Genomic DNA, 26,566 nt, shown 5'->3' with positions numbered 1-26,566 from the left:
GGCGTAAACTTACTCCAGCACCCGAGGAGTGTCGACATAAATATATGACAGGAGTAAGTTTACGCCATGACTACCGAGACGCCCGCTCCGACCACCGGGCTGCGCGAGGCCAAGAAGCAGGAGACACGGCGGCTCATCTCCGACCACGCGACCCGACTGTTCATCGCCCAGGGCTTCGAGCAGACGACCATCGCCCAGATCGCCGCCGCCGCCCGTGTCGCCAAGAAGACCGTCACCAACTACTTCCCCCGCAAGGAGGATCTGGCCCTGGACCACCAGGAGGAGTTCGCCGCCTCCCTGGCCCGCGCCGTCGCCGCGCGGCGCCCGGGGGAATCGGCACTGGCCGCGCTGCGCCGCGCGTTCGCCGCCGACACCGCCACCCAGAACCCGGTCGCCGGGTTCTCCGGCCAGCGGTTCGCCCGCATGATCGCCGAGAGCCCCACCCTGACCGTCTGCCTGCGCGGCCTGCACGACCAGCGCGAACACCGCCTCGCCCAGGCGCTCGCCGACGCCACCGGCGCCCAGCCCGACGACATCACCGTCCAGACCGCCGCCGCGCTGCTGGGCGGCGTCCACCGGGTGCTGTTCCAGCGCATCCAGACGCTCACCCTCTCCGGAAGCCCCAACGACGAGATCGCCCGTACCGTCACCGCCGAGGCCACCCAGGCCTTCGACCTGCTGGAAGGCGCCCTGCCCGACTACGCCACCGCCTGACGCCGAACCGGGCGGCCGTCGGCGTCGACGAAAAGATTTGGTTAGGCTAACCTCACTTAATGAAGGTTTCCGCTCACACGACCGGAGGGCTCCCGTGCGCATCGAACAGCCCGGCCACCGCGCGATGGTCCGTACCCGCGTGGTGCGCACCGAGCGCCTGAGCAAACATTTCGTCACGGTGACCCTGGGCGGGTCCGAGCTCGCCGACTTCACCCACCTGGGCCGCGACCAGTTCGTGCGCCTGTTCCTGCCCCGCCGGGGCCAGGACCGGCTGCACATGCCCGGGTCCGCCGACAGGCGCTGGGTGGAGGAACTCCACGCCATGCCGCCGAGCCGCCTGCCGCACGTGCGCGCCTACACCGTGCGCCGCTTCGACCCCGGGGCGCTGGAGCTGGACATCGAGTTCGTGGACCACGGCGAGGAGGGCCCGGCCTCGGCCTGGGCCAACCGCGCCGTGCCCGGCGGCGAGGCGGGGCTGCTGGCCGACAGCGTGTACTACCTGCCGCCCGAGGGGGTGGACTGGCACCTGCTGGCCGGCGACGAAAGCGCCCTGCCCGCCATCGCCGCCATCCTCGAACAGGCCCCACCCGACCTGGAAGGCCACGCCTACCTCGAAATCCCCACCCCCGACGACATCCGCGACCTGCACACACCACCCGGAGTCCAGGTGCACTGGCTCCCCCGCACCGACCCCCACACCATCCCCGGACGACTCGCCCTACACACCGTCAGCACCACCCCACTCCCCCCGGGCCGCCCCTACTGCTTCCTCGCCGGAGAGAACGCCCTGCCCACCGGACTACGCCGCACCCTCGTCCGCGACCACGCCGTCCCCAAGGACGACATCACCTTCATCGGCTACTGGCGCCACGGCACCGCCGGGATCAGCGCCCGGGTGCGCGGCTCAGCAGGTGCCCGCCCGGTTCCAGGCGGCGAAGAGACCGTCCGGGTTCTTCTGCCAGAACCACACGTGCAGGGTGTAGTTGACCGGCAGGCCCTCGGTCTGGGGCTCGTTGGGCCCGTCGAAGGGCTGCCCGAAGAGGGAGGGCCGGTCGTCGTCGGTCGAGACGTCCTGGTCCTCGTCCACGTAGATGTACTCCGCCGCGACGAGCTCGCGGCCGCCGTAGCCGTCGGGCTGGTAGACCAGCGCCTCGGGCCTGCGCGCGTCGAGCTCGCGGTCGATCAGGTCCATGTCGACGTAGTGGTAGCCCATCACGCCCTCGGGGCTCTCCACGCACTCGTCGGTCCGCGCGTAGCCGTCGGCGATCGCCCGCTCCTCGTCCTCGTACTCGGACAGGTACCTCTTCACCGAGGCCAGCTCCTTGTGCGCGTACTCGTCCGCGTGCGCGCCCACCGGTGCGAGCACCGCCAGTACCGTCCCGGCCAGCGCGGCGGCGGCCATTCGGGTGGGGGCTAGCGACATCATGTTCCTCCTGGCTGCGTGCACCCTGCGCAGACGCCTCCCCCGGGAGCGGGTTCTCGGGGTGGGACCACACGCGCGACGGCGGTGCCGGCCTGCGGGCCCCCGGGCGGGGGCCGCGGGTGTTCCTACGGCAGAAACACTCCGGCACACACCCCGGAAAGGTTGCCCGACACAGTGATCCTTGGCCGAAAGCCAACCCGGAATTGACCGGCTCCGGGCACCGGCCCCCCGAACCTCAGCACACGCGTTCTCCCTGGTCAACACCCCCCTGCCAGCTGCGCCACAGGGCGGCGTAGCGGCCGTCGGCGGCCACCAGGTCGGCGTGCGCGCCCTGCTCCACGATCCGGCCGCGGTCCATGACCACCACGCGGTCCGCGGTCTGGGCCTGGGTCAGCCGGTGCGCCACCACCAGGGTGGTGCGTCCGGCGGTGGCCGCGGCGGCGGCCCGCTCCAGGTTCCGGGCCCCCGAACTGCCCGCCTCGGCGGTGGCCTCGTCCAGCACCGCCACGTCCGGGTCGGCCAGCACCAGGCGGGCCAGGGCCAGGTGCTGGGCCTGCTCGGCGGTCAGGGCGTGCCCGCCCTCGCCGACCACCGTGTCCAGCCCCTCGGGCAGGGCACGCACCCACTCCAGGGCGCCGACCGTCTCCAGGGCGGCCTCCGCCTCGGCGGGGGTGGCTCCGGCGCGGGCCAGGCGCAGGTCCTCCAGCAGCGGTCCGGCGAACACGTGGGTCTCCTGGCTGACGAGGAAGACGTGTTCGCGCACCCGGCGCTCTCCGAGCTCGTCCAGGGGGATCCCGCCCAGGTACACGGTGCCGGAGGTGGGCGCGCGCAGACCGCTGACCAGCGCGGCCAGGGTGGTCTTGCCCGCGCCGCTGGCCCCGACCAGGGCCACGCGCTCGCCCGGGGCGACGGTGAGCGAGACCCCGTCCAGGGCGGGCGGGGCGCCGGTGCCGTAGGAGTGGCTGACCGACTCCACCCGCACCGAGGAGTCCGCGGGCCCCTCCCCGGCGCCCGCGTCGGGCTCCTCAGGAAGGTCGGCCACCCCGGCCAGGCGGGCCAGGCTCGCCCCGGCCGACTGGACCTCGTTGAAGTTCATGACCAGGAAGATCAGCGGCCCGAACAGGCGGTGGAAGTACAGCGCGGCGGCGGTGACCATGCCGACCGTGGCCAGGTCGCCGCGCACCAGCCAGAACCCGACGACCAGCACGGAGGTCAGCCCCACGCACTCGGCGGCGTTCAGGCGCGAACCGAACCGGGTGAACAGCCGGAAGACCGCGACCGTGATGTCCATGGCCTCGCGGGAGCGCTCGGCCACGCGCCCGGCGTGCTCGTCCTCCAGCCGGTAGGCGCGCACGGTGCCGCGGCCGCGCAGGGCGCCCATCATGGCGTGCGAGCGCTCGCCCATGGCGACCCGCTCGCGGGCGTAGTAGGGGCCCGAGCGCGGCAGGTACCAGCGCACCGCCAGGGCGTACACCGGCAGGGAGAGCATCCCGGCCAGGCCCAGTCGCCAGTCCAGGGCGGTCATGCCCGCGCCGGTGAGCACCACGGTGGCCAGGGCCACGACCACCTCGGGGCCGTTGCGGGCGATGCTCGCGGTGACCACCGCGACGTCGTCGCCAACCCGGGAGAGCAGGTCGCCGATCCGGACCCGTTCCAGGCGGGCGGCGGGCATGCGCAGCACCCGGTCCATGACGCGTTCGCGCAGGCGGGCCAGGACGGTCTCGCCGACCCGGCTGACCAGCCAGCCGCCCAGCCCCGTGAGCAGGCCGCCGAGCACGCCCGCGACCGCGATCACCGCGGCCGGGGCCAGGACCGCGTCCAGGCCGCCGCCGGCCGAGACCTCGTCCACCATCCGCCCCAGCAGCCAGGGGGCGACCAGCCCGGCGGCGCTGCCCGCGAGCACGGTGGCCAGGGCCAGCGGGGTGTGCCAGCCGGTGCGGCGCACCGCCCCGCCGAGCACGCTCCAGGTGCGGCGGGCGGAGGCGGTGGGGAGCAGTTCGCCGTGCGCCGGCGCGGACGTGTCCGCCGACGTGCTCATGGGCGGCCCTTCGGGGTGGCGGGTGTGCGGGGGCGGCCGGAGGCGGGGGAGGTCACCGCAGCACCGCCTCGCCGTAGGCCTGGTCCTCCTCGACCAGGCGGGCGTGGGTCCCGGTGCGGCGGACCCGGCCCCGGACCAGGACGACCACGCGGTCGGCGCGGGCCAGCAGCGCGGGGCTGTTGGCCACGACCAGGGTCGCCCGGGCCGGAACGGTACCCGCGCGGGCGGCGGCCACGCCCCGGGCGATGGCCTCCTCGGTGACCGCGTCCACGGCGGTGGTGGGGTCGTGCAGTACGAGCACCGGCGGGTCTGCGGCCAGGGCGCGGGCCAGGGCCACGCGCTGGCGCTGGCCCCCGGACAGGTTGGCGGCGCGGTCGGCGATCGGGCGGTCCAGCCCCTGGGAGTGGCCGCTGACCAGGTCCTCGGCGGCGGCAGAGCGCAGGGCCTCCAGCAGGCGGGGCTCGCCCGCGTCGGTGCCGACGGCCAGGTTGGAGCGCAGGCTTCCCTCGAACAGGGCCGCGCCGTGCTCCTCCACCAGGACCGCGCCGCGCAGGGCGTCCAGGCCCAGCTCGTGGACGGGGACCCCGCCCACGGTGACGGTGCCGCGCACCTCCTCGGGCTCGGCCCGGCCGGAGAGCAGTTCCAGCAGGGCCTCGGCGTCGCGGGGATCGGTGGTGACCACGCCCACCAGCTCGCCCGGGGCCAGTTCCAGGTCGACGTCGCGCAGGGTGCGGTAGCCGACCCCGGTCAGGGCCACGAGCGGTTCCTCCCCGCAGGAGCGGTTCCCCGGGGTCACGGCGTCGGGGGCGTTGAGCAGGCGCACCAGCCGCCGGGCGGAGGCGCGGGCGGTGGCGAACAGCTGGCCGACCATGCCCAGGGCCTGGACGGGTTCGGCGAGGAACTGGGCCAGGCCGACGACGATGACGAGTTCGCCGACGCTCAGGCGTCCGTTGAGCGCCATCCACCCGGCGGTGCCCGCCACGCAGGCGAGGAAGACGGCGCTGGCGGCGGTGACCAGACCCCGGTAGAGGCCGTTGCTGGCGGCGGCGCCGACCGAGGCCTCCAGGGCTCGGGTGCTGGCCTCGCGGTAGCGGTTCGCGGCGTTGTGCCGGGCGTTGATGCCCATCAGCACGCGCAGGCCGCTGACCAGGTCGGTGGCCAGGGCCGTGGCCCCGGCCGCGGTGGCCTGCTTGGCCTCGCTGCGCCGGGTGATGCGCGCGGCGGGGAAGCGCAGCAGGAGCATCAGCAGGGGGACGCCGACGAGCACGCCGAGGCCGAGGGGGACGTCCACGGCCAGCAGGGCGACGGTGGTGACGATGATGGCGACCGCCACCGCGATCGCCGAGGACCAGGCGCGCACGTACTGAGCGGCCTGTTCGGCGTCGGAGGTGGCCACCGACAGCACCTCGCCCGCGCGCAGCCCGCTGCGCTCGCCGCGGGGGTCCAGGGCCCTGCGGGCGGCCTCCACGCGCAGAAGGTGGGCCTCGTTCTCCACGGCGCGCAGGGTGAAGCGGGCCCCGGTCCGGTAGGCCGTGGCCAGGACGGTGAAGAGGACGGCCGTGCCCGCCACGCACACCGCCAGGGCGCGCACGTCCCCGGGGACGACGGCCCAGTCGATGGTCAGGCCGATGGCGACGGGCACCAGGGCCTCGGCCGCCTGGTGCAGGGACAGCAGCACCACACCGGCGAGCACGTGCGCGCGGTTGCGGCGCAGGGTGCGCCCGCCCAGCGCGCGCACGGTGGCGGGGGCGGCGGGGGGCTCGGCGGGGGTTCGGACGGCTTCCGCCACGGGGGTTCCGGTGGTCAGTGCGCTCACGCGGCACGTCCCCTCGGCCTGGGGCGCGCGGCCCCGCACAGACGTCTCATCCGGTGTCCCTTCCCCGCCGTTTCGTGCCCGGGCCAGGCTAGTGCCCCGTTCGGTACGCGATGTCCCGCATCCACCCCGAACTACCCGAATACGCCAACCTTGGTTAGGCTAACCTTCCCGGTCCGGGGTGTACACCTCCGCCCGAGCCGCCGACGACCGCAGACCGAAGGGGAAGCGCCTTGCGCATCAGGCATCCGAGCCGACGCGGCATGATCCGGACCAGGGTGGCGCGTACCGAGCGCACCACCGAGAGCTTCCTGACCGTGACGCTCACCGGACCCGAGCTGGGCGGGTTCGAGTTCCTCGGGTTGGACCAGTGCACGCGGATCCTCTTCGCCCGCCCCGGGCAGGACCGGCTGCACATGCCCGTCGCGACCGACCAGGACGGGTGGGTGGAGGAGTTCCGCGCCATGCCCGACGAGCGGCGGCCCCACGTGCGCAACTACACCGTGCGCCGCTTCGACCCCGGGGCGCTGGAGCTGGACATCGAGTTCGTGGACCACGGCGAGGAGGGCCCGGCCTCGGCCTGGGCGCTGGGCGCCCGCGAGGGCGACGAGCTCGGCCTGTACCCGGAGGGGATCTACTACCTGCCGCCCGAGGGGGTGGACTGGCACCTGCTGGCCGGCGACGAAAGCGCCCTGCCCGCCATCGCCGCCATCCTCGAACAGGCCCCACCCGACCTGGAAGGCCACGCCTACCTCGAAATCCCCACCCCCGACGACATCCGCGACCTGCACACACCACCCGGAGTCCAGGTGCACTGGCTCCCCCGCACCGACCCCCACACCATCCCCGGACGACTCGCCCTACACACCGTCAGCACCACCCCACTCCCCCCGGGCCGCCCCTACTGCTTCCTCGCCGGAGAGAACGCCCTGCCCACCGGACTACGCCGCACCCTCGTCCGCGACCACGCCGTCCCCAAGGACGACATCACCTTCATCGGCTACTGGCGCCACGGCGTGCAGGCCTACCCCTGACCCTCCGGCCGGGTGTGAGGATCGCCACCACCGGGTCCTCGCCGGCCACGACGGCGAAAGGAGAAGCGCGGCGAAGCCCGGGTCCCGCGCACCCCGGTCACCGTGCGGTCATCTCCGCCAACGTTGGGCGCGCTTGCGGAGCAACGTCCCTTTCGTCCACCATGTCCTTTGCTTAGGCAAGGCTAAGCTGATCCTTCCGACCGAATGAGGCCCCATGAACCGCGGTCCGCTGACCCGCGGCGGCTCGATCGCCGCCGGCGCGCTCTCCCTCCTGCTGCTCGCCGCCTGCGGCGGCCCGGCCTCCGACCCGGGTGCGGACGAGGCGGGCGGCGGGACCGCCGAGGGCTACCCGGTCACCGTCGAGACACTCTTCGGCGACGTGGAGATCGAGGACCGGCCCGTCAACGTCGTCGCCCTGGGCTGGTCCGACGCCGAGACCGCGCTCGCCCTGGGCGTGCAGCCGGTGGGCGTGGCCGACTGGCAGGCCTACGGCGGCACGGGCGTGGGCCCCTGGGCCTCGGACCTGTTCGACGAGGAGCCGACCGAGGTGGGCACCATGGAGCCCAACCTGGAGGCCATCGCCTCGCTGAACCCCGACGTCATCCTCGACACCCGCTCCGACAACAGCCAGGAGCGCCACGACCTGCTCGCGCCGGTGGCCCCGGTGGTCGGCCCCCCGCCCGGCGTGGAGGTCACCTACGGCACCACCTGGCAGCAGCAGACCCGTCAGGTCGCCCAGGTCTTCAACGAGCAGGAGCGCGGCGAGGAGATCATCCGGGAGCTGGAGGACCGCTTCGCCCGGATCCGCGAGGACAACCCCGGCTTCGCCGACAAGACCATCGCCGTGGGCGCCTACTTCGACGGCCAGTACGGCGCCTACGTACCCGGTGACACCCGTGTGGACCTGCTCCAGGAGCTGGGCTTCCAGTACGAGCCCGAGGTCCTGGAGATGGCCGGGGACACCTTCTACATCGACCTGAGCCCCGAGCGGCTGGAGGTCATGGACGCCGACCTGACGGTCATGTTCCCGCTCGGGGACACCGCGGACTTCCTGCGCGAGGACCCGGTGCTCCAGGGCATCCCCTCCGCCAAGGACGGGCGTCTGATCATCGTGGACGACCTGGAGCTGGCCAACGCCTTCTCCAGCGGTTCGGCCCTGGGCGTCTCCCACGTGCTGGACGAGCTGGTCCCGCTGATCCAGGAGACCCTGGAGGGCTGAGCCCGCCCCACGCCACGGGTCCCGCGGAGCGTGCGCCCCGCGGGACCCGACGCGTTCCGGATCAGGGCCGGAAGACCACCTTGAACACGCCGTCCTCCTTCTTCTGGAACTTGGCGTAGGCGCGCGGCGCCTCGTCCAGGGGGACGTGGTGGGTGGCGAAGTCCTGCGCGCCGAGCCGGTCGGCGTCGTCCAGCAGCGGCAGGATCTCCGGTGCCCAGCGGCGCACGTTGGCCTGCCCCATGCGCAGCTGGATCTGCTTGTCGAAGAGCGTCAGCATCGGCATCGGGTCGGCCATGCCGCCGTAGACGCCGATCAGGGAGATGGTCCCGCCGCGCCGCACCAGGTCGATGGCGGTCTGCAGGGCGCTCAACCGGTCCACCCCGGCCGTCTCCATCATCCTGGCCGCGACCCCCTTGGGCAGGAACGCGGCCATGCGCTGGGCGAACTTGGCCGTTCCGTGCCCCTCCGCCTCCATGCCGACCGCGTCGATGACCGCGTCGGGGCCGCGGCCCTCAGTTCGCTCGCGGATCTGCTCGACCGCGTCGCCACCGGAGGGGTCGAACACCTCCGTGCCCCGGGCGGCCGCACGCGCGCGCCGCTCGGGCACCGGGTCCACGCCGAACACCCGCCCCGCACCCAGGTGGTGGGCGACCCGGCAGCACATGTCGCCGATCGGCCCCAGGCCCAGCACCGCGACCGACCCGCCCTCGGGCACGTCGGCGTAGCGCACGGCCTGCCAGGCGGTCGGCAGCACGTCGGACAGGAACACGTACCGGTCGTCGGGCCCCTCGGGGGGCACGACGATCGCGTTGTGGTCGGCCCGCCGCACCCGCAGGTACTCGGCCTGCGCCCCGGGCACGGAGCCGTAGAGCGAGCTGTAGCCGTAGATGGCCGCGCCCATGCCCTGTTCCCTCATCTGGGTGTTCTCGCACTGGGTCTGCAGGCCGCCGCGGCACATGAAGCACTCGCCGCAGGAGATCTGGAAGGGGATGACGACCCGCTGCCCGGGGACGAGGGAGGTGACCCCGGGGCCGACCTCCTCGACCACGCCCATGGGCTCGTGTCCGAGGATGTCCCCCTCGTGCATGAAGGGGCCGAGCACCTCGTACAGGTGCAGGTCCGAGCCGCACAGACCCGAACTGGTGACCCGGATGACCGCGTCCCCGGGCTCCTCGATCCGCGGATCGGGGACCTCGGCGACAGCGACGTCCCTCGTTCCGTTCCACACCACTGCCTTCATGCTTCCCCCTGGTCTCGTGCCGGTCGTGGTCGGCCGGTCCCCGAGGGCGCGCCGCCCTCCGGGGGCCGCTCCCGCCCCATCTACCCGGGCCCGGGACCCGAAAACGGTCGCCGTGCGGAGGGAGCGGTCCGCGCAGACCAAGGTTGCTCCCCCTGAGCCCCACGACCCGGCCGACGGTGCCACAATGCCCCTGTGAGACACCAGAACCCCGAGAAGCCGGACCCCCCGCAGGACTCCCCCGCGGTCGGCCCGCCCAAGGCCAGCGCGGCGGGGCTCCCGGCGGTCCTCAGCAGCCTCCGCCACCTGGGAGAGCACACCGGGGTGCGGCGCGGCCTGCCCGCGATGCTCGCGGTCAACCAGAAGCGCGGCTTCGACTGCCCCGGCTGCGCCTGGCCCGAGGGCGACAAGCGGCACCGCGCCGAGTTCTGCGAGAACGGCGCCAAGGCCGTCGCCGAGGAGGCCACCGCCACGGCGCTGACCGCCGGCTTCTTCGCCGCGCACCCCGTGGCCGACCTGGCCGGGCGCTCCGGTTACTGGCTGGGGCGGCAGGGCCGTCTCACCGAGCCGATGTACCTGGCCGAGGGCGCCGCCCACTACACGCCGGTCTCCTGGGACCGGGCCCTGGACCTGGTCGCCGAGGAGCTGCGGACGCTGGACTCCCCCGACGAGGCTGTCTTCTACACCTCCGGGCGCACCAGCAACGAGGCGGCCTTCTGCTACCAGCTCTTCGCCCGGGCGCTGGGCACGAACAACCTGCCCGACTGCTCGAACATGTGCCACGAGTCCTCGGGGTCGGCGCTGACCGAGACCCTGGGCGTGGGCAAGGGCAGCGTCTCCCTGGAGGACCTGCGCGAGGCCGACCTCATCATCGTGGCGGGGCAGAACCCGGGCACCAACCACCCCCGGATGCTCACCGCGCTGGAAGGCGCCAAGCGGGCCGGAACGCGCGTCGTCACCGTCAACCCGCTGCCGGAGGCGGGCATGCGCGAGTTCCGCAACCCGCAGCGCCCGGACGGCCTGCTGGGGCGCGGCACCGAGCTGACCGACCTGTTCGCGCAAGTGCGCCTGGGCGGCGACCTCGCGCTGTTCAGCGCCCTGAACCGCCTGCTGCTGGAGGCCGACCAGCGCGGTGAGCCGGTGCTGGACCGGGAGTTCGTGGCCGCCCGCACCCACGGCTTCGAGGAGTTCGCCAAGGCCCTGCTCGCCGAACCCGGGGAGGAGTTCTGGGCGCGCACCGAGCGGGCCACCGGGCTGGATCGGGAGCTCATCGAGCGGATCGCGGAGATGGTCACCGCCTCCGAGCGCATCGTGGTGTGCTGGGCGATGGGCCTGACCCAGCACCGGCACTCGGTGCCCACCATCCGCGAGGTGGTCAACTTCCTGCTGCTGCGCGGCAACGTGGGCCGCCCGGGCGCGGGCGTGTGCCCGGTGCGCGGGCACTCCAACGTCCAGGGCGACCGCACGATGGGGATCTTCGAGCGCCCCGCGCCCGCCTTCCTGGACGCGCTGGAGGCGGAGTTCGGCTTCGCCCCGCCGCGCGAGCACGGGTACGACACCGTCAACGCCATCCGCGCCATGGCGCGCGGCGACGTGCGGGTGTTCTTCGCGATGGGCGGCAACTTCGTGGCGGCCACCCCCGACACCGGGGTCACCGAGGAGGCCATGCGCAGAGTGGGGCTGACGGTGCACGTGTCCACCAAGCTGAACCGCTCGCACGTGGTCACCGGGACCCGCGCGCTCATCCTGCCCGCGCTGGGGCGCAGCGACCGCGACCTGCGCGACGGGCGGGCCCGCTGGGTGACGGTGGAGGACTCCATGGGCAGGGTGCACGCCTCCCACGGGGTGCTGCCGCCGCTCTCGCCGGGAATGCGCTCGGAGGTGGACATCATCTGCGACCTGGCCGGGCGCGTACTGGGCGAGACGCCCGTGCGGTGGTCGGAGCTGACGGACTACGACCGGGTGCGCGACCGCGTGGCGGCGGTCGTGCCGGGCTTCGCCGACTTCAACGAGCGCGCCCGGCGGCCCGGCGGGTTCACCCTGCCGCACGCCCCGCGCGACGACCGGCGCTTCCCCACCGCGACCGGGCTGGCCAACTTCACCGTGAACGGCTTCCACGCCCCGGAGGTCCCCGAGGGGCGGCTCCTCCTGCAGACGCTGCGCTCGCACGACCAGTACAACACCACCGTGTACGGCTTGGACGACCGCTACCGGGGCATCACCGGCGGCCGCCGAGTGGTCCTGGTCAACCCCGAGGACGCCCGTGGGCTGGGCCTGGCCGAGGGCGCCTTCACCGACATCGTCAGCGAGTGGCCCGACGGCCGTGAGCGGCGCGCCGCGCACTTCCGCGTGGTGCGCTACCCGACCGCGCGCGGGTGCGCCGCCGCCTACTTCCCCGAGACCAACGTGCTGGTGCCGCTGGACTCCACCGCCGAGATCAGCAACACCCCCACGTCCAAGTCGGTGGTCGTGCGCTTCGAACCCGACTCGGGGGCGCCCTGACCCCGGACGGCGGGTCAGGGCTTGCGGGCGACCCCGCAGTACTGGTCGGCCTCGGCGACCGTGCCCACCTCGGCCGGGGCGGGCCGCCACAGGGGTGCCGAGACCACGCCCGGCTCCAGCAGTTCCAGGCCCTCGAAGAAGCCCGCGATCTCCTCGGGGCTGCGCAGGTGGTAGGGCAGCGGGGCGGTCTCGTTCCAGCGGCGGGCCGCCTCGATCATCGGCTCGCTGGTGTTGGTGCCGTCGCACATGGCCAGGAAGCTGCCCGAGGGCAGCGCGTCCACGTAGGCGCGCACCGTGGCGTAGGCCCGCTCGTTGTCGGGGGTGTGCCCCATGGTGCCCAGGATGGTCAGACCGATGGGCCGGGAGAAGTCCAGGTGTTCGGCGGCCGCCGCCAGGACCTTCTCCGGCTCGTGCAGGTTGGCGTCGACGTAGTGGACGTCGCCCGTCTTCTCCCCCACGAGCAGCGCCCGGGCGTGGGTGAGCACCAGCGGGTCGTTGTCGACGTAGACCACGCGCGAGCCGGGCGCGACCGCCTGGGCGACCTCGTGGGTGTTGTTGTGCGTGGGCAGTCCGGTGCCCACGTCCAGGAACTGTCGGATCCCCTCCTCCGCGGCCAGGTGGGTGACCGCGCGGATGAGGAACTCCCGGTCGGCGCGGGCCGCGGTGACCATCTCCGGGTAGGCCTGGAGCACGTAGTCGCCCACCTCGCGGTCGGCCGGGTAGTTGTCCTTGCCTCCCAGCCAGTAGTTCCACACCCGGGCGGAGTGCGCCACGGTGGTGTCGATGGGGGGTGTGTCCGTCATGGGAGCCCTCTCGGCGGGAAGCGTCGTTCGCCCCCGTATTGTGCTGCTCGCGAGGACCCCCGCGCAACCGGCGGTCCCTGCGGCCGCGGGTCTCCCGACGCTGGCCCGGGCGCCCCGGCGACCCCGCCGCGCGGACGCGCGCGGGCCCGGTCCTACTCTGGTGCGATGCCAGCTATCTATCTGATCCGCCACGGCAAGGCCTCTCCGGAGGCGGAGGACTACGACGAACTGAGCCCGACCGGCTACGAACAGGCCCGCCTGCTGGGCGCCGAGCTCAAACGGCGGGAGCTGCGCGTGGGCCGGGTGGTCACCGGCCTGCTGCGCCGCCAGCGCCAGACGGCGGCCGCGGCCCTGGCCGAAGCGGGCCTGGACCGGGAACCGGAGGGCGACGCGCGCTGGAACGAGTACGACCACCTGGGCCTGCTGGGCGCGCACGCGGCGGACGGGGGCTCCCTGCAGGAGCGGCTCGACGCCTCCCTGACCGCCTGGATCGAGGCCGGGGGCAGCGGCCCGGGCACGTGGGAGGGCTTCCGATCCGGGGGCCGGCAGGCCCTGGACGACGTGGCCGCCGGGCTGGACCGGGGCCGGACCGCGCTGGTGTTCACCTCCGCCGGGGTCATCGCGGCGGTGTGCTCCTCGCTCCTGGGCGCCTCCCCGGCCGGATTCCTGGCCATGAACCGGGTGGTGGTCAACGGCTCGGTCACCAAGCTGGCGCACGGGCGAGGCGGCACACAGCTGCTCTCCTTCAACGACCACGCCCACCTGGAACAGGGCGGTCCCGCGCTGATGACCTACCGCTGAACCCGTGCCCCACACAAACCGACCAGTCGGTACCTCAGGGTCGGGGGACGGGCCCGCCGCGTTCCGGCGGGCCCCGCTCCCCTACCCGGCGTCGGCGCCGCGGCGCTCGGCGGCGCGTTGGAGCACCGCGCGCAGGGCCAGCTCGTAGCCGAAGACCCCGCACCCGGCGACGTAGCCCGCCGCCACCGGCGCGGTCACCGAGGTGTGCCGGAACTCCTCGCGCGCGTACACGTTGGAGATGTGCACCTCCACCACGGGCGCCTCGATCGCGTCGACCGCGTCTCGCAGGGCGATGCTGTAGTGCGCGTAGGCACCGGGGTTGAGCACCACGCCCGCCCAGTCCCGGGCGGCGTGGACCCGGTCCACCAGGGCGCCCTCGCTGTTGCTCTGCGCGCACACCACCTCCACGCCCAGCTCCCCGCCCAGCGCGGTCACCCGCGCCTCGACCTCGGCCAGGGTGGTGGTGCCGTACTGTGCGGGGTCACGGGTCCCCAACAGGTTGAGGTTGGGGCCGTTGAGCAGCAGAACGGTACGGGACGGGTCGGACACAGCGGACATGCGGGTCAGCGCTCCTTCTCGGGTCGGTCCCGCCAGCTTAGGACCCGGCGGCCCTGGCCGCCTCCCGCGTACACGGACCAGGTAGCATACCGACCAGTCGGTTCACGATCCCTAGGAGGCGACCCGTGGCGTCCACCCTGCTGTCCACGCGCGACCTGCACTTCCTGCTCCACGAGTGGCTCGACACCGAGGCGCTCACCCGACGCCCCCGGTACGCCGACCACTCCCGCGAGACCTTCGACGCCGCCCTGGAGCTGGCCGAGCGCGTGGCCACCGACCACTTCGCGCCGCACAACAAGGCCAACGACGCCAACGAGCCGCGCTTCGACGGCGAACGCGTCCACGTCATCCCCGAGGTGAAGAAGGCCCTGGAGGCCTACGCCGAGACCGGCCTGGCCGCCGCCGGGATGCCCGCCTCGGTGGGCGGCGGCCAGCTCCCGCACGTGGTCACCAGCGCCTGCGGCGCCTATTTCCAGGCCGCCAACCTGGGCACCTCCGCCTACCCCTTCCTCACCTCGGGCAACGCGCGCCTGCTCCTGGCGCACGGCAGCCCCGAGCAGATCGACACCTTCGTCCGCCCCATGGTCGAGGGGCGCTTCACCGGCACCATGTGCCTGTCCGAGCCGCAGGCGGGCAGCTCCCTCGCCGACATCACCACCCGCGCCGAGGCCGACCCGGACGGCACCTACCGCCTGTTCGGCAACAAGATGTGGATCTCGGCCGGGGACCACGAGCTGACCGAGAACATCGTGCACCTGGTGCTGGCCAAGATCCCCGGCGGCCCGCCCGGGGTCAAGGGCATCTCCCTGTTCGTCGTGCCCAAGTACCTGGTGGCGGACGACGGCTCGATCGGCGAGCGCAACGACGTCGTGCCCGCCGGGCTCAACCACAAGATGGGCTACCGGGGCACGGTCAACGCGCTGCTCAACTTCGGCGAGGGCCGCCACACCCCCGGGGGCCGGCCGGGCGCGGTGGGCTACCTGGTCGGCGAGCCCCACCAGGGCCTGAGGTACATGTTCCACATGATGAACGGCGCCCGCATCGGCGTGGGCGCGGGCGCCGCCGCCGTCGGCTACACCGGCTACCTCAAGTCGCTGGCCTACGCCCGCGAGCGCCTCCAGGGCCGTCCCCTGGGCGCCAAGGACCCCTCCCGGCCGCAGGTGCCCATCATCGAGCACACCGACGTGCGCCGGATGCTGCTCGCCCAGAAGAGCTACGTCGAGGGCGCGCTCGCCCTGGTGCTGTACTGCGCGCGCCTGGTGGACGAGACCGCCAGCGCCGAGGACGGGGCCGCCCGCGAGCGCGCCGACCTGCTGCTGGACGTGCTCACCCCGATCGCCAAGAGCTGGCCCTCCCAGTGGTGCGTGGAGGCCAACAGCCTGGCCATCCAGGTGCACGGCGGCTACGGGTACACCCGCGAGTACGACGTGGAGCAGCACTACCGCGACAACCGGCTCAACCCGATCCACGAGGGCACCCACGGCGTCCAGGCCCTGGACCTGCTGGGGCGCAAGGCGGTGCTCGACGGCGGCTCACGGCTGTCGCTGCTGGTGGAGACGGCCCGCGCGACCGTCGAACGGGCCCGGGAGCTGGGCGGCCGGGAGGCCGAGTACGCCGGCCTGCTCTCGGCGGCCCTGGACCGGACCACGGAGACGGCCGCCGCGGCCTGGGCCGAGGGCGACCCGGCCGTGGCCCTGGCCAACGCCACCCCGTACCTGGAGGCGGTCGGCCACGTCGTGGTGGCGTGGCTGTGGCTGGAACAGCTGGTGGCCGCGCACGGCCGCGAGGGGGGCTTCTACGAGGGCAAGCGCGCAGCGGCGGCCTACTTCTTCCGGCACGAACTGCCGCGCACCGGCCCACAGTTCGACCTGGTGGCCTCCCGCGACCGCACGGTCCTGGACGTCTCCCCCGACGTGCTCTGAATCAGGAGGGGGCGGGGCGCCGGCACTCGTCGGCGGCGCGCACAATGGAGGCATCCTCCTTTTTCGGACCAGCCCGCCAGGGCGGACACGAGTACCCGGAGAACATCCCGGCCGCGCGCCGGGGCGGGTGCCGTCCGTGCGCCCCTCCGCGCGAGGACGCCTGGCGGACAACCCCTCCCGTGCACCCGGACCCTCTGAGGAACACCGTGAAGAACGACCTCCGTGTCCCCGTCGCCGTGGGCCACCACGCCGAGCGGGCCGTCCCCTGGACCGTGCTCCTGGCGGTGCCGGGACTGTGGATCCCCGGCCTGCCCGCCTGGGCCCTGGCCCTGGCCTTCGTGCCGATGTACGCGGCCATGGCCCTGCACTGGGCGGCCCACCGCGGCAGGCTGTGCGAGCTGTGCGTGGCCGAGATGCCCCTGCACGGATCCGAGGTCGCCGACCGGTGGCGGCGCCCCCTGCGCACCTTCCACTGGGTGGTCGACCGCATGGGCCGCACCGCCCTGGTCGCCGCCGCGGCGATGATCGGGCTCGGCCTCCTCCTCCCCGCCGCTGGGATCTCCCTGTTCTTCGTGCTCGTCTCGACGGGACTGCTGTGGGCCATGCGGCACACGCGCGTCGCGGTGTGGTGCCCCTGGTGCCGCGGTGGCGGCGGCGAGGAGGAGGAGTCGCCGGTGGTGCCGACCCTGCCCACGGTCAACGCCTGACCCGGTCGGCCCCTGGGTCAGCCCACGTAGCGCCGGGCCCCGGACTCGCGCCGGGGGGCCTCCAGGGCGCGCAGCCCCCGTTCCACGCGCGGCGGGACCGGTGCGCGCTCGCGCAGCACCCAGGGCAGCCCGGCCAGGGCCTCGGCCACGGCCAGGGCGCTGGTGCCGTCGCGCGGCACCGACCTCAGGGTCTGCCACGTGTGCCGCCACGCGCCGTCCAGGGGACGGCGCAGCCACGCGGTCCACAGGGTGTTGCGGATCCCGAGGCGGCGACGCCGGGAGGGATCGCGCACCGGGGAGGCGGCGTGGTGGGCCACCGTCCTCTCGTCCCAGCACATCCACCACCCGGCGGCGGCCAGGTCCAGCGCCAGCAGCTCCTCCTCCCCGCCCATCCACAGGCGCCGGGAGAACCCGCCCGCCTGCTCGAAGGCGCGCACGCGGAACACCGTGACCCCGGCCAGCACCCCCAGCAGGGCGGGCCCGGGCAGCCAGTCTGGCCCGGGGACCGGGGAGTGGCGCAGTTCGGGGGTGAGGGGGTCCTCGTGCCCGCCGGGCTCCACGAGCAGGCGCGCCGTCACCGAGCCCAGGCGGGGGTGGGCGTCCAGCAGGTCGGCGGCCCGCTCCAGGGCGCCGGGCTCCCACCAGGTGTCGTCGTCGCAGAAGGCGACGTAGGGCGTGTCCAGGGCCTCCACCCCGATGTTGCGGCCCACCGACCCCAGGTTGGTCCCGGCCCGGACCAGGCGGACCCAGGGGTGGTGCTCGTCCACGGCCGCGGCGGTGCCGTCGGCGGAGGCGTTGTCCACCACGACGGTCGGCGGCGGTCCCGGCAGCTCCGCCAGGCGGTCCAGGGTGCGCAGCAGCTCCTGCCTGCGGTCGCGGGTGATGACCACGACCCCGACGCGGGCGCCCTCGCTCATGCCTCCTCCAACAGGGACAGATCGCGTTCCAGCCGCGCGGGCACCGGGCGGCGCCGCGCCATCGCCGCGGGCAGCACCCGCAGCGCCCCGGTCAGCGCACCGCGCGAGACCGGGTCGCGCAGCGCGCGCCCGGCCAGCCGCGCCGTGCGGGCCAGGGCCAGGGCCGGGCGGCGGCGCAGCCAGACGGTCAGCAGCGCGTTGCGCTCCTCCAGGGTCCGCCGCCACCGTCCGGGCGGGCGGGTGGAGGAGGGGTGGTGGTGCACGCGCACGTGTTCCAGGTGGCACAGCTCCCAGCCGCGGGCGGCCAGGTCCTGGGCCAGCAGCGCCTCCTCCCCGGCGAAGAACAGCAGGGAGCTGAAACCGCCCGCCTCCTCGAAGGCCCGGCGCCGCACCACCGCCGCGCAGGCCAGGAACCCCAGGATCCGCGGCCCGGGCAGGTCGCCCTCCGCCGGCAGCGGGCTGCGCGCCAGCGCCTCGTTGACCGGGTCGGGGCGCTCCTGCTCGCCGACGAACACGGAGGCGGCGACCAGCCCCAGGCGCGGGTGGGCGTCCAGGGCGTCGGCCGCCGCCTCCAGGGCCCCCGGAGCCCACCAGGAGTCGTCGTCGCAGAAGGCGACGTAGGGCGTCGTGGCGCAGAACACTCCGGTGTTGCGGGCCGCGCACCCGGTGTTGCGGGACTGGCGCACGAGCCGCACGCGCGGGAACTCCGCGCGCACGGCCGCGGCGGTGCCGTCGGCGGAGGCGTTGTCCACCACCACCACGGGCGGCCGGGGCTCCAGCGCCTCCACGTGCCGCAGAGTGCGCAGCAGCTCCTCGCGGCGGTCGCGAGTGGCCACCACCACGGTGACCCTCGGGTGCTCCGGGTGTTCCACGTCGCTCCTTCCTCGTGCGCCCCGTCTCCCCTTCGGCCGGGCCCGTCAGTTGGCGGGCGTGGCCCCCTCGGTCAGACCGTCGTAGCGCGAGCGCTGCTCGACGAAGTAGGCGATGGTGCGGCGCAGCCCCTCCTCCAGGCGCACGCGCGGCCGCCAGCCCAGGACCTCCTCGGCCAGGCGGATGTCCGGGCGGCGGAAGTGCGGGTCGTCCTCGGGGCGCTCCACGAAGGTGATCTCCGAGCGCGACCCGGTCACGTTGAGCACGACGCGGGCCAGGCTCAGCACCGACAGCTCCTCGTCGCTGCCGATGTTGACCGGCCCGGTGGTCGCGCTGTCGGCCAGGGCGAGCAGGCCCCGCACGGTGTCCTCCACGAAGCACAGCGACCGGGTCTGGTGGCCGTCCCCGGCCACGGTCAGGGGCCTGCCCTCCAGCGCCTGGTTGACGAAGGTCGGCACCATGCGGCCGTCGTCGGCGCGCATGCGCGGCCCGTAGCAGTTGAAGATGCGGGCGATCCCGACGTCGGTGCCGCGCGCCCGGTGGTGGGCCATGGTCAGCGACTCGGCGTAGCGCTTGGCCTCGTCGTAGACGCTGCGCGGGCCGATCGGGTTGACGTTGCCCCAGTAGGTCTCCCGCTGCGGGTACTCCAGCGGGTCGCCGTACACCTCGCTGGTGGAGGCCAGCACCAGGCGCGCGCCGTGCTCACCGGCCAGTTCCAGGACGTTGCGCGTGCCCAGGCTGCCCACCTCCAGCGTCTCCACGGGCAGACGCAGGTAGTCGGGCGGGGACGCGGCCGAGGCCAGGTGGAAGACCGTGTCCACGGGGTCGTCCAGCGTGAACGGTTCGGTGAGGTCGGCCTCCCTCAGCTCGAACCGCGGGTGCCCGGCCAGGTGCCCCACGTTCTCCGCTCGCCCGGTGGCGAAGTTGTCCAGGCACACCACGCGTGCGCCCCTCTCCAGCAGCCGTTCGCACAGATGGGAGCCGATGAATCCGGCACCCCCGGTGACCAGGGCCGTTCCTCTTGCCGCGGGTTCTGTCATGTCGCCCACCTTCCGGATCTCGCCGCCCAGGCGGCGCTTCTCGGGCAGAGCTCTTCGGGGCCTCGGCCCCCTGCACTCCCGGTTACCCGTCTTCCGGGCCTCAGGGCCAGGAGGTCTCCTGGGAGGGGCAGATGACCAGTTCGCGCACCTCGCAGCCGGGGGGCTGGCGCAGCGCGAACACCACCGCGCGGGCCACGTCCTCGGGCGCGTTGAGCTTGGCGTCGGGTCCGGGCTTGTACTGCTCGGGGCGGCCGTCGAAGAAGGACGTGCTCATCCCCCCGGGGACCAGGAGCGTCACCCCGACCTGGCCGGCGAGTTCGGCGGCCAGCGCCCGGGTGAAGCCCACGACTCCGAACTTGGAGGCGCAGTAGGCGGTGGCGTCGCTGAGCGCGCGCAGGCCCAGCGTGGAGGCGCAGTTGACGACCGTGCCCCGGGAGGCGCGCAGGTGGGGCAGGGCCGCGCGGGTGACGGAGGCGGTGCCGATGAGGTTGACCTGGATGACCCGTTCCCAGTCGTCGGCGGACACGTCGGTGAGGGTGCCGCAGGCGTCAGTCCCGGCCGCGTTGACCAGGGCGTCGATCCTGCCGTGTTCGATGCTGACCCGGTGCACGGCGCGTTCGACCGCCTCGCGGTCGGCCAGGTCGACCTGTTCGAAGGGCAGGTCGCTGCCCGGGTGCTGGCGGTCCAGGAGGATGGGGTGCCCGCCCTCGGCGGCCACGGCCTCGGCGGTGGCCGCTCCCAGGCCGGAGGCCCCTCCGGTGATCAGCGTGTTCCCCAGTGGACGCATCTCTTTCCCCGTTTCCTCGTTCCTCGGTGACCGGCTCGGGGCCGGTCGTTCGTTCCGGCGGCCTGGCCCTGGCGGGCGCGGCGGCCGCTACCGGGCGGGCACGCCGTCGCGGCCCCGGCCCCGAATGCGGGTGATCAGCCCGGTGGTGGAGTGGCCGGGAACCAGCGGCACGGTGACCACCTCTCCCCCGGCCCGGCGCACCACGGGCGTCTCCGGCAGTTCCTCCACGTCGTAGTCGCCGCCCTTGACCCACACGTCCGGCCGCAGCCGCTCCAGGGCGCGCACCGGAGTGGTCTCGCCGAACACGACGACCTCGTCCACGCAGTCCAGGGCGGAGAGCACGCGGGCGCGGTCGCGCTCGCCGACCACGGGCCGGCCGCTGCCCTTGAGCGCCCGCACCGAGGCGTCGCTGTTGAGCAGCACCACGAGGCGGTCGCCCAGGGCGCGGGCCCGGCGCAGCAGGTCGACGTGGCCCGCGTGCAGCACGTCGAAGCAGCCGCCGGTGGCCACGAGCCGTCCCGGCCGCCCGGGCGCACCGCCCGCCGCCGCGTCGGCCGCGCGCGGGTCGGGCACGGCCGCCCCGGGACGGGGCCGGGTGTGCGCCGAGGCGCCGCCCCCGGCCACGAACTCCGAGGCGGAGGCCACCCCCCGCCGGACGGCGTCGGGGACGCGCGCCCCCTCGGCCAGCGCCACGGCGCACGCCGCGGCGAAGGCGTCCCCGGCCCCGCAGGTGTCCGCGGGCGACTCCACGGGGCGGCCGGGGACCAGGGCGCGCCCGCCCGAGCGGTCGGACCAGGCGGCCCCGCGGGCGCCCAGGGTGACGGCCACCGAGCGCACGTCCCACACCCCGGCCAGCTCACCGGCCCGGCGCAGGGCCCGCTCCTCCTCGCCCTCGGGGACCTCGGCCTCGGCCGCGTTGGGCGTGACCAACCGCGCCCCGGGCAGCGGCACCGCGCCGCGCGGGTGCGGGTCCCACACCAGCGGGACCCGGCGGGCGCGGGCCGCCAGGGCCTCGCGTACCGGGGCCTGCCGGGTGAGCCCGTGCCCGTAGTCGGCCACGAGCACGGCCGAGGCCCCGTCCAGGGCCCGGGCCACGTCCTCGGCGCGGGCCTCGCGCTCCACCCCGTCGCACCCCTCGTCCAGGCGGGCCACGGTGCGCCCGTTGGCCTGCACCCGGGTCTTGGTGGGGGTGCGCTCCATCAACGGTAGTCCCACCAGCCGCACGCTTCCCCTGAGCAGCTCGGCCAGGTCCTCGGCGGCGGGGTCGCCGCCCAGCGCGGTCACCAGGACCACCTCGCGCCCGCCCGCACCGGCGCACAGCGCGGCCAGGGCCGCGCCGCCCGGTCGATACCAGGCCTCGGTCCCCTCCAGGACGGGCGCGGGCGCGTCGGGGCAGTCCCGCCGGGACACCCCGCGCAGGTCCACGTCCAGCAGTGCGTCGCCGAGCACCACCACGGGTCCGTCGCTCACGTGGCGGCCCTCCTCCGCGGGACGAACGCCCCGTGCTCGCGGGCGGCCAACTCCCGGTCCACCGCGGCGCAGAACACGTGGACCAGCGCCAGGTGCACCTCCTGCACGGTCGAGGTGCGCGGCGCGGGGACCGCCACCGTCTCGTCGCTGAGCGACTCCAGGGCGCTGGGCCCGGGTCCGGTCATGGACCAGCAGGTGACGTCCAGCTCCTGCGCGGCCTTGGCCGCGGCCACGACGTTCTCGCTGTTGCCGCTGGTGGACATGCACACCAGCAGGTCGCCCGGGCGGGCGTGCGCGCGCAGCTGGCGGGCGTAGACCTGGTGGTAGCCGTAGTCGTTGGCGATGGCGGTGACGCTGGAGGTCTCCGCGTGCAGCGCGATCGCCGACAGGGGCGCTCGCTCGTCCTCGAAGCGTCCGGTGAGCTCGGCCGTCAGGTGCTGGGCCTCGGCCGCGCTGCCGCCGTTGCCGCAGGCGAACAGGCGCTGCCCGGTGCCCAGTGCGCGGGCCGCGCGGGCCCCCCACCGTTCCACGCGGGCCGCGTCGATGTCGTCGAGGGCCCGGCTGAGCTGGAGCAGGTGCGCGTGCATCACTCCTCGCCTCCCGTGACCGTGGTGCCGACCGGCGTGCTGCGGACGGCGCGGGGAGCCGGGACCCCCGTGGCGGACGTGCCGGTCACGTGCAGGTAGCACTCCTCGGTGCGCCGGGCCACCTCCGCCCAGGAGTAGTGGTCGCGGGCGCGCTCGGCCGCCGCCTCGCCGAAACCGGCCCGGGTCGACTCGTCCGAGAGCAGCCAGCGCACGGCGCGGCCCAGCCGTTTGGGCGAGCGGGGCGGCACGAGCAGGCCGGTCTCCCCGTGCACGACGGTGTCCACGTGGCCGCCCACCCGGGAGGCGACCACGGGGACACCGCAGGCCATCGCCTCGACGGTGGAGATGCCGAAGGGCTCGTACCAGGGCACGTTGACCGCGACGTCGATCGACCGCAGCAGCGCGGGCACCTCGTGGCGGTCCACACAGCCCAGGAAGGCGACCCGGTCGGCCACGCCCACGCGCTCGGCCACCATGCGCAGCCGCACCGCCTCGGGTTGGGTCCACAGGCGTTCGCGGTCGGCTCCCCCGGCGATGACCAGTTCGGCCTCGGGCACCTCGGCGAGCGCGCGGATCACGGTGTCCACGCCCTTGCGCTTGACCAGGCGGCCCAGGCTGAGCAGGCGCGGCCGGTCGCCGCGCGGGGCGGCCGGACCCTTCGGGGCGAAGCGTGCGGTGTCCACCCCGCAGGGCACGACCGCCACACGCCCGGGCGGGACGCCCCACTCGGCCAGCTCGCGGCGCTCCTCGGTGGAGGTGGCCACGACCATGTCGCACTGGCTGGCCACGGCGCGCTCGGTCGGGATGCGCTCGACGGGGCTGGTGTCCTCCGACCCCTGGTGGCGGTGCTTGACGGTGCCCAGGGCGTGGAAGGTCTGCAGGACCGGCAGGTCCAGGCCGTTGGCCGCGCGCAGCGAGGCGAAGCCGCTCATCCAGAAGTGGGCGTGGACGACGTCGGGCCGGTGGATGCGCCAGGCGGCCCGTAGCCGCTGGGCGAACTCGGGCATGTACCGGGGCATTTCGTCCTTGCTGATGGGTGCCGCCGGCCCGGCCCGTACGTGTTCCACCCGCACCCCCGGCCCCAGGGACACGGTGTCGGGCCGCTCGGTGTCGGTGCGGCGCGTGTAGACGGCGACCTCGTGTCCTCGCGCGGCGAGCGCCGCGGCCAGCTCGGCCACATGCACGTTCTGTCCGCCCGCGTCCTCTCCGCTGATCACGGCCAGCGGGCTGGCGTGTTCGGAGACCATGGCGATTCTCATGACGTCACCTCCTGTAGCACCCGGTCCCAGTCGTCGAGGAAACGGGTGAGCCCGTAGCGGCGCAGAGCCGCGGCGCGGGCGGCCGTGCCGGTGCGGAGGGCCAGGTCGCGGTCCTGTCGGAACGCGTGCAGCGCCTCCGCGAGTACGCGGGGATCGGTGGAGACGGTTCCCGCCTCCGGTGGTACGGCCTCGTGCGCCTCGGTGGTGCCGAGGACGGCGACGGGGAGGCCGAGCATCATGGCCTCGATGAGGGACAGCCCCAGCGAGGTCCAGCGCAGCGGGTGGACGTAGGCGCGGCGGCGGGCGAGCTGCTCGTGCATCGCCGCCTGCGGCAGGTCCTCGTAGGCGCGCAGCCGCGAGGGCGGCAGCCCGAAGCGGTCGGGTACCCCGGCCACGTCCATCCCGAACAGGTCCAGCGGCACCTTCTCGGCCAGCCCCGGGAGCAGGTCGGTGCCGGTGAAGCGCCAGCGGCGCAGGGGTTCGTTGAGCACCACGCCCACGCGGTCCACCTCGCCGGTGTAGCGGTGGCCGGGGTCGGGCACCCCGTGCTCGACCACGTACGTGGGGGCGCGCCCGCAGTCCCAGAACAGGTCGTTGAAGTAGGTCACGTGCACGACGGGGATGTCGCTGCGGTCGGCCACGGGGTGGCGGGTGAGCGGCACGTCCTGGCGCGGGGTGTTGTGCTCGACGTACAGGGCGGGCACGTCCCGGCCCAGGGAGCGGCCCAGCAGCCGCGCGGCCAGTTCGAGCTCGTGCGGGCGCTGGAGGATGACCAGGTCGGGTTCGCTGTCGCGCACCGCGTCCCAGGGGACCTCCTCGGCGTTGGCGGGCCAGTCCCAGGTGCGCGCCCGGCCCCGCCCGTCGGGCCCCCGGTCCGGGGTCACCGGCAGCAGGCAGGTGTGCCCGCCGTGGACGAACGCGGTCGTCCACGAGCCGTGCACGTGCCAGAGCAGGATCCGCAGGACGCGCGCGGGCGTCCTGGCCCGGCCCTGGGCCATGCCGGCCGGGGCGGTGGGCACCGGTTGCTGGAGCGTCATCGTTCCCCCAGGAGTTCGTCGACTGCGGTCAGGACGTCGTCGGAGGACACCGACGCCAGGCACGGGTGGCCCGGGACCGGGCAGACCCGGGCGCGCGTGTCGGCGCAGGGCGCCCGCTGGTCGCCCAGGACCCGCACCGGGGTGCCGTAGGGCGCCCAGGCCGAGGCGGGCACGACGGGCGCGAAGAGCGAGACCACGGGTGTGCCGACCGCGGCGGCCAGGTGGGCGGGGCCGGTGTTGCCCGAGACCAGGACGGCGGCGCGGTCGAGCACGTCGGCGAGTTCGGCCAGGCCGGTGCGCCCGGCCAGGCTGGTGCCGCCGTGCGCGGCCACCTCCGCGGCCTGGTCTGCCTCGCCCGCCGCACCGGTGACCAGCACCCGGTGCCCGCGCTCGGCGAGCGCGGCGACGGTCTTGGCGGCCAGGTCGGGCGGCAGCTCCCGGGAGGGGGCGTCCGCGCCGACGTGCACCACCGCGTACCCGTCCGGTCCGGTCAGGGCGCGGGTGTCGGGCAGCGGTCGGCGCACGGCCAAGCGCCCGGTCTCCCCCGCGGGCGGCGGGTACCCGGCGGCCTCGGCCACCGAGAGCATCCGCTCGGCCTCGGGGACGCCGAACTCCACGTGGTGGCGCACGTCCAGCAGGCTGCCCGGGTAGTCCTCGCTGACCGCCGAGATCCGGGGCACCCCGGCCATGCGCAGGAGCAGGGCCAGCGGCAGGGGCGACTGGTGGAAGGAGGTCAGCAGCACGGCGGCCTGCGCGCCCAGTCGGGACAGGCGGTCGACCAGCGCGGTGACGTCGGCGCGGTCCACGGGCGGCGGGTCGGCGGCGATCCAGGGCGCGCACCAGGTCAGGACCCGGTCCACGCCGGGCAGCAGCGCGGCGGCCTCGGCGCCCCGGGGCCCGGCGAGGTAGACCACCCGTTCGGCGTGGTGGGCGACGGCGCGCACGGCGGGTCCGGACAGCAGGACGTCGCCCATGCTGTCCAGCCGTGCCACCAGTACGGTGCCTTCGCTCACGGGGTGCACCCTCCCAGAAGGCGGAGGACGGCCGCCTCCAGGTCGGGGGCGGTCTCGGGCGCGTCCCGGACCTCGGCGTCCAGGGTCGCGGCGGTGGGAACGAGCACCCCGCGCGCGCCCGCGGCCCGGGCGGCCTCCACGTCGGAGCCGATGTCGCCGACGAGGGCGCACTGGGCGGGGAGCAGGCCGCGTTCCGCGGCCGCGGAGCGGACCATGCCGGGCCGGGGCTTGCGGCAGCCGCAGCCGTCCCGTTCGCCGTGCGGGCACACCCGCCACAGGTCGAAGGGGCCCAGGAGCTCCTCCACGCGCCGGTTGACCGCGTCCACCTGTGCGCGGGTGAGCAGTCCGCGGGCGATCCCGGACTGGTTGGTGACCACGCCCACGGCGAGTCCGGCGCGGCGGGCCAGGTCCAGGGCCCGCGCCGCCGAGGCCGTGGGGCGCACCTTGTCGGGGTCGCCGTTGTAGGGCACGTCCTCGACCAGGGTGCCGTCCCGGTCGAACAGGATCACGCGCACCCCCGGGGCGGGGCGGGCCCCGGCGTGGCGCAGTTCACCGCGCAACCGGTGCCAGCAGGCCAGCGGCGGGATGAGCGCGCTGGTCACCACCATGTCGGTGACCTCGGCGGCGGTGCCGGGCCCGCCGCGCAGGCGCCGCCGGGCGAAGGCGGCCGTGCGCGCCGCCCACAGGGCGCGTGCGGCGTCCGGGGGTAGTCTCCGGCTGCGCTGACAAGGATGTTCGGAGCTCCCATCCGTTCATGCACGCGTGCGTACAACTCCGCTGGTGCGGTGGGTGAACGCAGGTCCGCTTCGAAGACC

22 protein-coding genes and 2 pseudogenes are annotated in these 26,566 nt (G+C 74.6%); 8 read left to right on the top strand and 16 right to left on the bottom strand.

The window, feature by feature from the left end:
- Positions 1-66 precede the first annotated feature (66 nt).
- A complete protein-coding gene (locus FYW95_RS24625) occupies positions 67-714 on the top strand; it encodes a TetR/AcrR family transcriptional regulator (protein WP_159945649.1) in 648 nt (215 codons plus the stop codon).
- 94 nt (positions 715-808) lie between these two features.
- A pseudogene (locus FYW95_RS28495) lies at positions 809-1,600 on the top strand (siderophore-interacting protein); the annotation flags it as partial.
- Positions 1,601-1,618: 18 nt separating this feature from the next.
- On the opposite strand, the gene FYW95_RS28490 reads toward FYW95_RS28495, so the two are convergent.
- The 3 genes from FYW95_RS28490 to FYW95_RS24610 all read right to left on the bottom strand — a co-directional run bounded on the left by FYW95_RS28490 (position 1,619) and on the right by FYW95_RS24610 (position 5,982).
- Positions 1,619-2,140 (bottom strand): hypothetical protein, encoded by a 522-nt coding sequence (locus tag FYW95_RS28490; RefSeq protein WP_159945552.1) that lies wholly within the window; start codon positions 2,138-2,140, stop codon positions 1,619-1,621.
- A 232-nt stretch (positions 2,141-2,372) separates the two neighbouring features.
- On the bottom strand, positions 2,373-4,175 hold the full coding sequence (locus FYW95_RS24615) for an ABC transporter ATP-binding protein (RefSeq protein ID WP_159945553.1): 1,803 nt from the start codon (positions 4,173-4,175) through the stop codon (positions 2,373-2,375).
- Positions 4,176-4,227: 52 nt separating this feature from the next.
- Complete coding sequence (locus FYW95_RS24610; protein ID WP_236568128.1) at positions 4,228-5,982, bottom strand: ABC transporter transmembrane domain-containing protein; 1,755 nt, start codon at positions 5,980-5,982, stop codon at positions 4,228-4,230.
- A gap of 269 nt (positions 5,983-6,251) precedes the next feature.
- Here FYW95_RS24610 and FYW95_RS24605 point away from each other — a divergent pair, with 269 nt between their 5' ends.
- Positions 6,252-7,022: a siderophore-interacting protein gene (locus FYW95_RS24605; protein WP_160050893.1), complete on the top strand. Its 771-nt coding sequence runs from the start codon at positions 6,252-6,254 to the stop codon at positions 7,020-7,022.
- Between the two features lie 214 nt (positions 7,023-7,236).
- Positions 7,237-8,241, top strand: a complete 1,005-nt coding sequence (locus tag FYW95_RS24600) for an iron-siderophore ABC transporter substrate-binding protein (protein ID WP_159945556.1) — start codon at positions 7,237-7,239, stop codon at positions 8,239-8,241.
- A 61-nt stretch (positions 8,242-8,302) separates the two neighbouring features.
- On the opposite strand, the gene FYW95_RS24595 is transcribed toward FYW95_RS24600, so the two are convergent.
- Positions 8,303-9,481: an alcohol dehydrogenase catalytic domain-containing protein gene (locus FYW95_RS24595; protein ID WP_159945557.1), complete on the bottom strand. Its 1,179-nt coding sequence runs from the start codon at positions 9,479-9,481 to the stop codon at positions 8,303-8,305.
- 192 nt (positions 9,482-9,673) lie between these two features.
- Here FYW95_RS24595 and FYW95_RS24590 point away from each other — a divergent pair, with 192 nt between their 5' ends.
- Positions 9,674-11,980 (top strand): FdhF/YdeP family oxidoreductase, encoded by a 2,307-nt coding sequence (locus FYW95_RS24590; protein WP_159945558.1) that lies wholly within the window; start codon positions 9,674-9,676, stop codon positions 11,978-11,980.
- A 14-nt stretch (positions 11,981-11,994) separates the two neighbouring features.
- Here FYW95_RS24590 and FYW95_RS24585 read toward each other — a convergent pair whose 3' ends face one another.
- Positions 11,995-12,783, bottom strand: a complete 789-nt coding sequence (locus FYW95_RS24585; RefSeq protein WP_159945559.1) for an SAM-dependent methyltransferase — start codon at positions 12,781-12,783, stop codon at positions 11,995-11,997.
- 165 nt (positions 12,784-12,948) lie between these two features.
- Here FYW95_RS24585 and FYW95_RS24580 point away from each other — a divergent pair, with 165 nt between their 5' ends.
- The gene (locus tag FYW95_RS24580; RefSeq protein WP_159945560.1) at positions 12,949-13,584 is read left to right on the top strand and encodes a histidine phosphatase family protein; all 636 of its coding nucleotides are present in this window, start codon (positions 12,949-12,951) and stop codon (positions 13,582-13,584) included.
- 81 nt (positions 13,585-13,665) lie between these two features.
- On the opposite strand, the gene aroQ is transcribed toward FYW95_RS24580, so the two are convergent.
- Positions 13,666-14,142, bottom strand: coding sequence for a type II 3-dehydroquinate dehydratase (gene aroQ / locus FYW95_RS24575; protein ID WP_159945561.1), 477 nt, complete (start codon positions 14,140-14,142; stop codon positions 13,666-13,668).
- Positions 14,143-14,267: 125 nt separating this feature from the next.
- Here aroQ and FYW95_RS24570 point away from each other — a divergent pair, with 125 nt between their 5' ends.
- Positions 14,268-16,064: an acyl-CoA dehydrogenase gene (locus FYW95_RS24570; protein ID WP_159945562.1), complete on the top strand. Its 1,797-nt coding sequence runs from the start codon at positions 14,268-14,270 to the stop codon at positions 16,062-16,064.
- Between the two features lie 206 nt (positions 16,065-16,270).
- Positions 16,271-16,771 carry a hypothetical protein gene (locus FYW95_RS24565; RefSeq protein WP_159945563.1) on the top strand — a complete coding sequence of 167 codons (501 nt, stop codon included), beginning with the start codon at positions 16,271-16,273 and terminating at the stop codon, positions 16,769-16,771.
- Between the two features lie 17 nt (positions 16,772-16,788).
- On the opposite strand, the gene FYW95_RS24560 is transcribed toward FYW95_RS24565, so the two are convergent.
- From FYW95_RS24560 to FYW95_RS24515, 10 genes and pseudogenes are all read right to left on the bottom strand, one after another.
- The gene (locus tag FYW95_RS24560) at positions 16,789-17,688 is read right to left on the bottom strand and encodes a glycosyltransferase family 2 protein (RefSeq protein WP_159945564.1); all 900 of its coding nucleotides are present in this window, start codon (positions 17,686-17,688) and stop codon (positions 16,789-16,791) included.
- Complete coding sequence (locus FYW95_RS24555; protein ID WP_160050892.1) at positions 17,685-18,560, bottom strand: glycosyltransferase family 2 protein; 876 nt, start codon at positions 18,558-18,560, stop codon at positions 17,685-17,687. The genes FYW95_RS24560 and FYW95_RS24555 overlap by 4 nt, the downstream gene beginning before the upstream one ends.
- Positions 18,561-18,605: 45 nt before the next feature.
- On the bottom strand, positions 18,606-19,598 hold the full coding sequence (locus FYW95_RS24550) for a UDP-glucuronic acid decarboxylase family protein (protein WP_159945566.1): 993 nt from the start codon (positions 19,596-19,598) through the stop codon (positions 18,606-18,608).
- Positions 19,599-19,698: 100 nt separating this feature from the next.
- The gene (locus tag FYW95_RS24545; protein WP_159945567.1) at positions 19,699-20,385 is read right to left on the bottom strand and encodes an SDR family oxidoreductase; all 687 of its coding nucleotides are present in this window, start codon (positions 20,383-20,385) and stop codon (positions 19,699-19,701) included.
- Positions 20,386-20,472: 87 nt separating this feature from the next.
- On the bottom strand, positions 20,473-21,855 hold the full coding sequence (locus FYW95_RS24540; RefSeq protein ID WP_159945568.1) for a PfkB family carbohydrate kinase: 1,383 nt from the start codon (positions 21,853-21,855) through the stop codon (positions 20,473-20,475).
- Complete coding sequence (locus FYW95_RS24535; protein ID WP_159945569.1) at positions 21,852-22,442, bottom strand: D-sedoheptulose-7-phosphate isomerase; 591 nt, start codon at positions 22,440-22,442, stop codon at positions 21,852-21,854. The genes FYW95_RS24540 and FYW95_RS24535 overlap by 4 nt, the downstream gene beginning before the upstream one ends.
- Positions 22,442-23,701 carry a glycosyltransferase gene (locus FYW95_RS24530; RefSeq protein ID WP_159945570.1) on the bottom strand — a complete coding sequence of 420 codons (1,260 nt, stop codon included), beginning with the start codon at positions 23,699-23,701 and terminating at the stop codon, positions 22,442-22,444. Before FYW95_RS24530 ends, FYW95_RS24535 begins: the two co-directional genes overlap by 1 nt.
- Positions 23,698-24,738 carry a glycosyltransferase gene (locus FYW95_RS24525; RefSeq protein WP_159945571.1) on the bottom strand — a complete coding sequence of 347 codons (1,041 nt, stop codon included), beginning with the start codon at positions 24,736-24,738 and terminating at the stop codon, positions 23,698-23,700. Before FYW95_RS24525 ends, FYW95_RS24530 begins: the two co-directional genes overlap by 4 nt.
- On the bottom strand, positions 24,735-25,751 hold the full coding sequence (locus FYW95_RS24520) for a glycosyltransferase family 9 protein (protein ID WP_159945572.1): 1,017 nt from the start codon (positions 25,749-25,751) through the stop codon (positions 24,735-24,737). Before FYW95_RS24520 ends, FYW95_RS24525 begins: the two co-directional genes overlap by 4 nt.
- Positions 25,748-26,449: pseudogene (locus tag FYW95_RS24515) on the bottom strand (D-glycero-alpha-D-manno-heptose-1,7-bisphosphate 7-phosphatase); the annotation flags it as partial. The pseudogene FYW95_RS24515 and the gene FYW95_RS24520, both read right to left, overlap by 4 nt.
- Between the last annotated feature and the right edge of the window lie 117 nt (positions 26,450-26,566).

The organism is Nocardiopsis sp. FR4 (assembly GCF_009830945.1).
Taxonomy (GTDB): domain Bacteria; phylum Actinomycetota; class Actinomycetes; order Streptosporangiales; family Streptosporangiaceae; genus Nocardiopsis.
Note: the sequence above shows the minus strand (reverse complement) of the source record. Positions and strands in the feature narration are given on the sequence as shown.

Excerpts from the sequence above, each read along its gene's own strand:
- aroQ (WP_159945561.1), bottom strand. The coding sequence starts at position 14,142 with ATGTCCGCTGTGTCCGACCCGTCCCGTACCGTTCTGCTGCTCAACGGC.
- FYW95_RS24625 (WP_159945649.1), top strand. The coding sequence starts at position 67 with ATGACTACCGAGACGCCCGCTCCGACCACCGGGCTGCGCGAGGCCAAG.
- FYW95_RS24595 (WP_159945557.1), bottom strand. The coding sequence starts at position 9,481 with ATGAAGGCAGTGGTGTGGAACGGAACGAGGGACGTCGCTGTCGCCGAG.
- FYW95_RS24535 (WP_159945569.1), bottom strand. The coding sequence starts at position 22,442 with ATGCACGCGCACCTGCTCCAGCTCAGCCGGGCCCTCGACGACATCGAC.
- FYW95_RS24550 (WP_159945566.1), bottom strand. The coding sequence starts at position 19,598 with ATGACAGAACCCGCGGCAAGAGGAACGGCCCTGGTCACCGGGGGTGCC.
- FYW95_RS24525 (WP_159945571.1), bottom strand. The coding sequence starts at position 24,738 with ATGACGCTCCAGCAACCGGTGCCCACCGCCCCGGCCGGCATGGCCCAG.
- FYW95_RS24615 (WP_159945553.1), bottom strand. The coding sequence starts at position 4,175 with ATGAGCACGTCGGCGGACACGTCCGCGCCGGCGCACGGCGAACTGCTC.
- FYW95_RS24585 (WP_159945559.1), bottom strand. The coding sequence starts at position 12,783 with ATGACGGACACACCCCCCATCGACACCACCGTGGCGCACTCCGCCCGG.
- FYW95_RS24530 (WP_159945570.1), bottom strand. The coding sequence starts at position 23,701 with ATGAGAATCGCCATGGTCTCCGAACACGCCAGCCCGCTGGCCGTGATC.
- FYW95_RS24545 (WP_159945567.1), bottom strand. The coding sequence starts at position 20,385 with ATGCGTCCACTGGGGAACACGCTGATCACCGGAGGGGCCTCCGGCCTG.
- FYW95_RS24560 (WP_159945564.1), bottom strand. The coding sequence starts at position 17,688 with ATGAGCGAGGGCGCCCGCGTCGGGGTCGTGGTCATCACCCGCGACCGC.
- FYW95_RS24600 (WP_159945556.1), top strand. The coding sequence starts at position 7,237 with ATGAACCGCGGTCCGCTGACCCGCGGCGGCTCGATCGCCGCCGGCGCG.
- FYW95_RS24580 (WP_159945560.1), top strand. The coding sequence starts at position 12,949 with ATGCCAGCTATCTATCTGATCCGCCACGGCAAGGCCTCTCCGGAGGCG.
- FYW95_RS24605 (WP_160050893.1), top strand. The coding sequence starts at position 6,252 with ATGATCCGGACCAGGGTGGCGCGTACCGAGCGCACCACCGAGAGCTTC.
- FYW95_RS28490 (WP_159945552.1), bottom strand. The coding sequence starts at position 2,140 with ATGATGTCGCTAGCCCCCACCCGAATGGCCGCCGCCGCGCTGGCCGGG.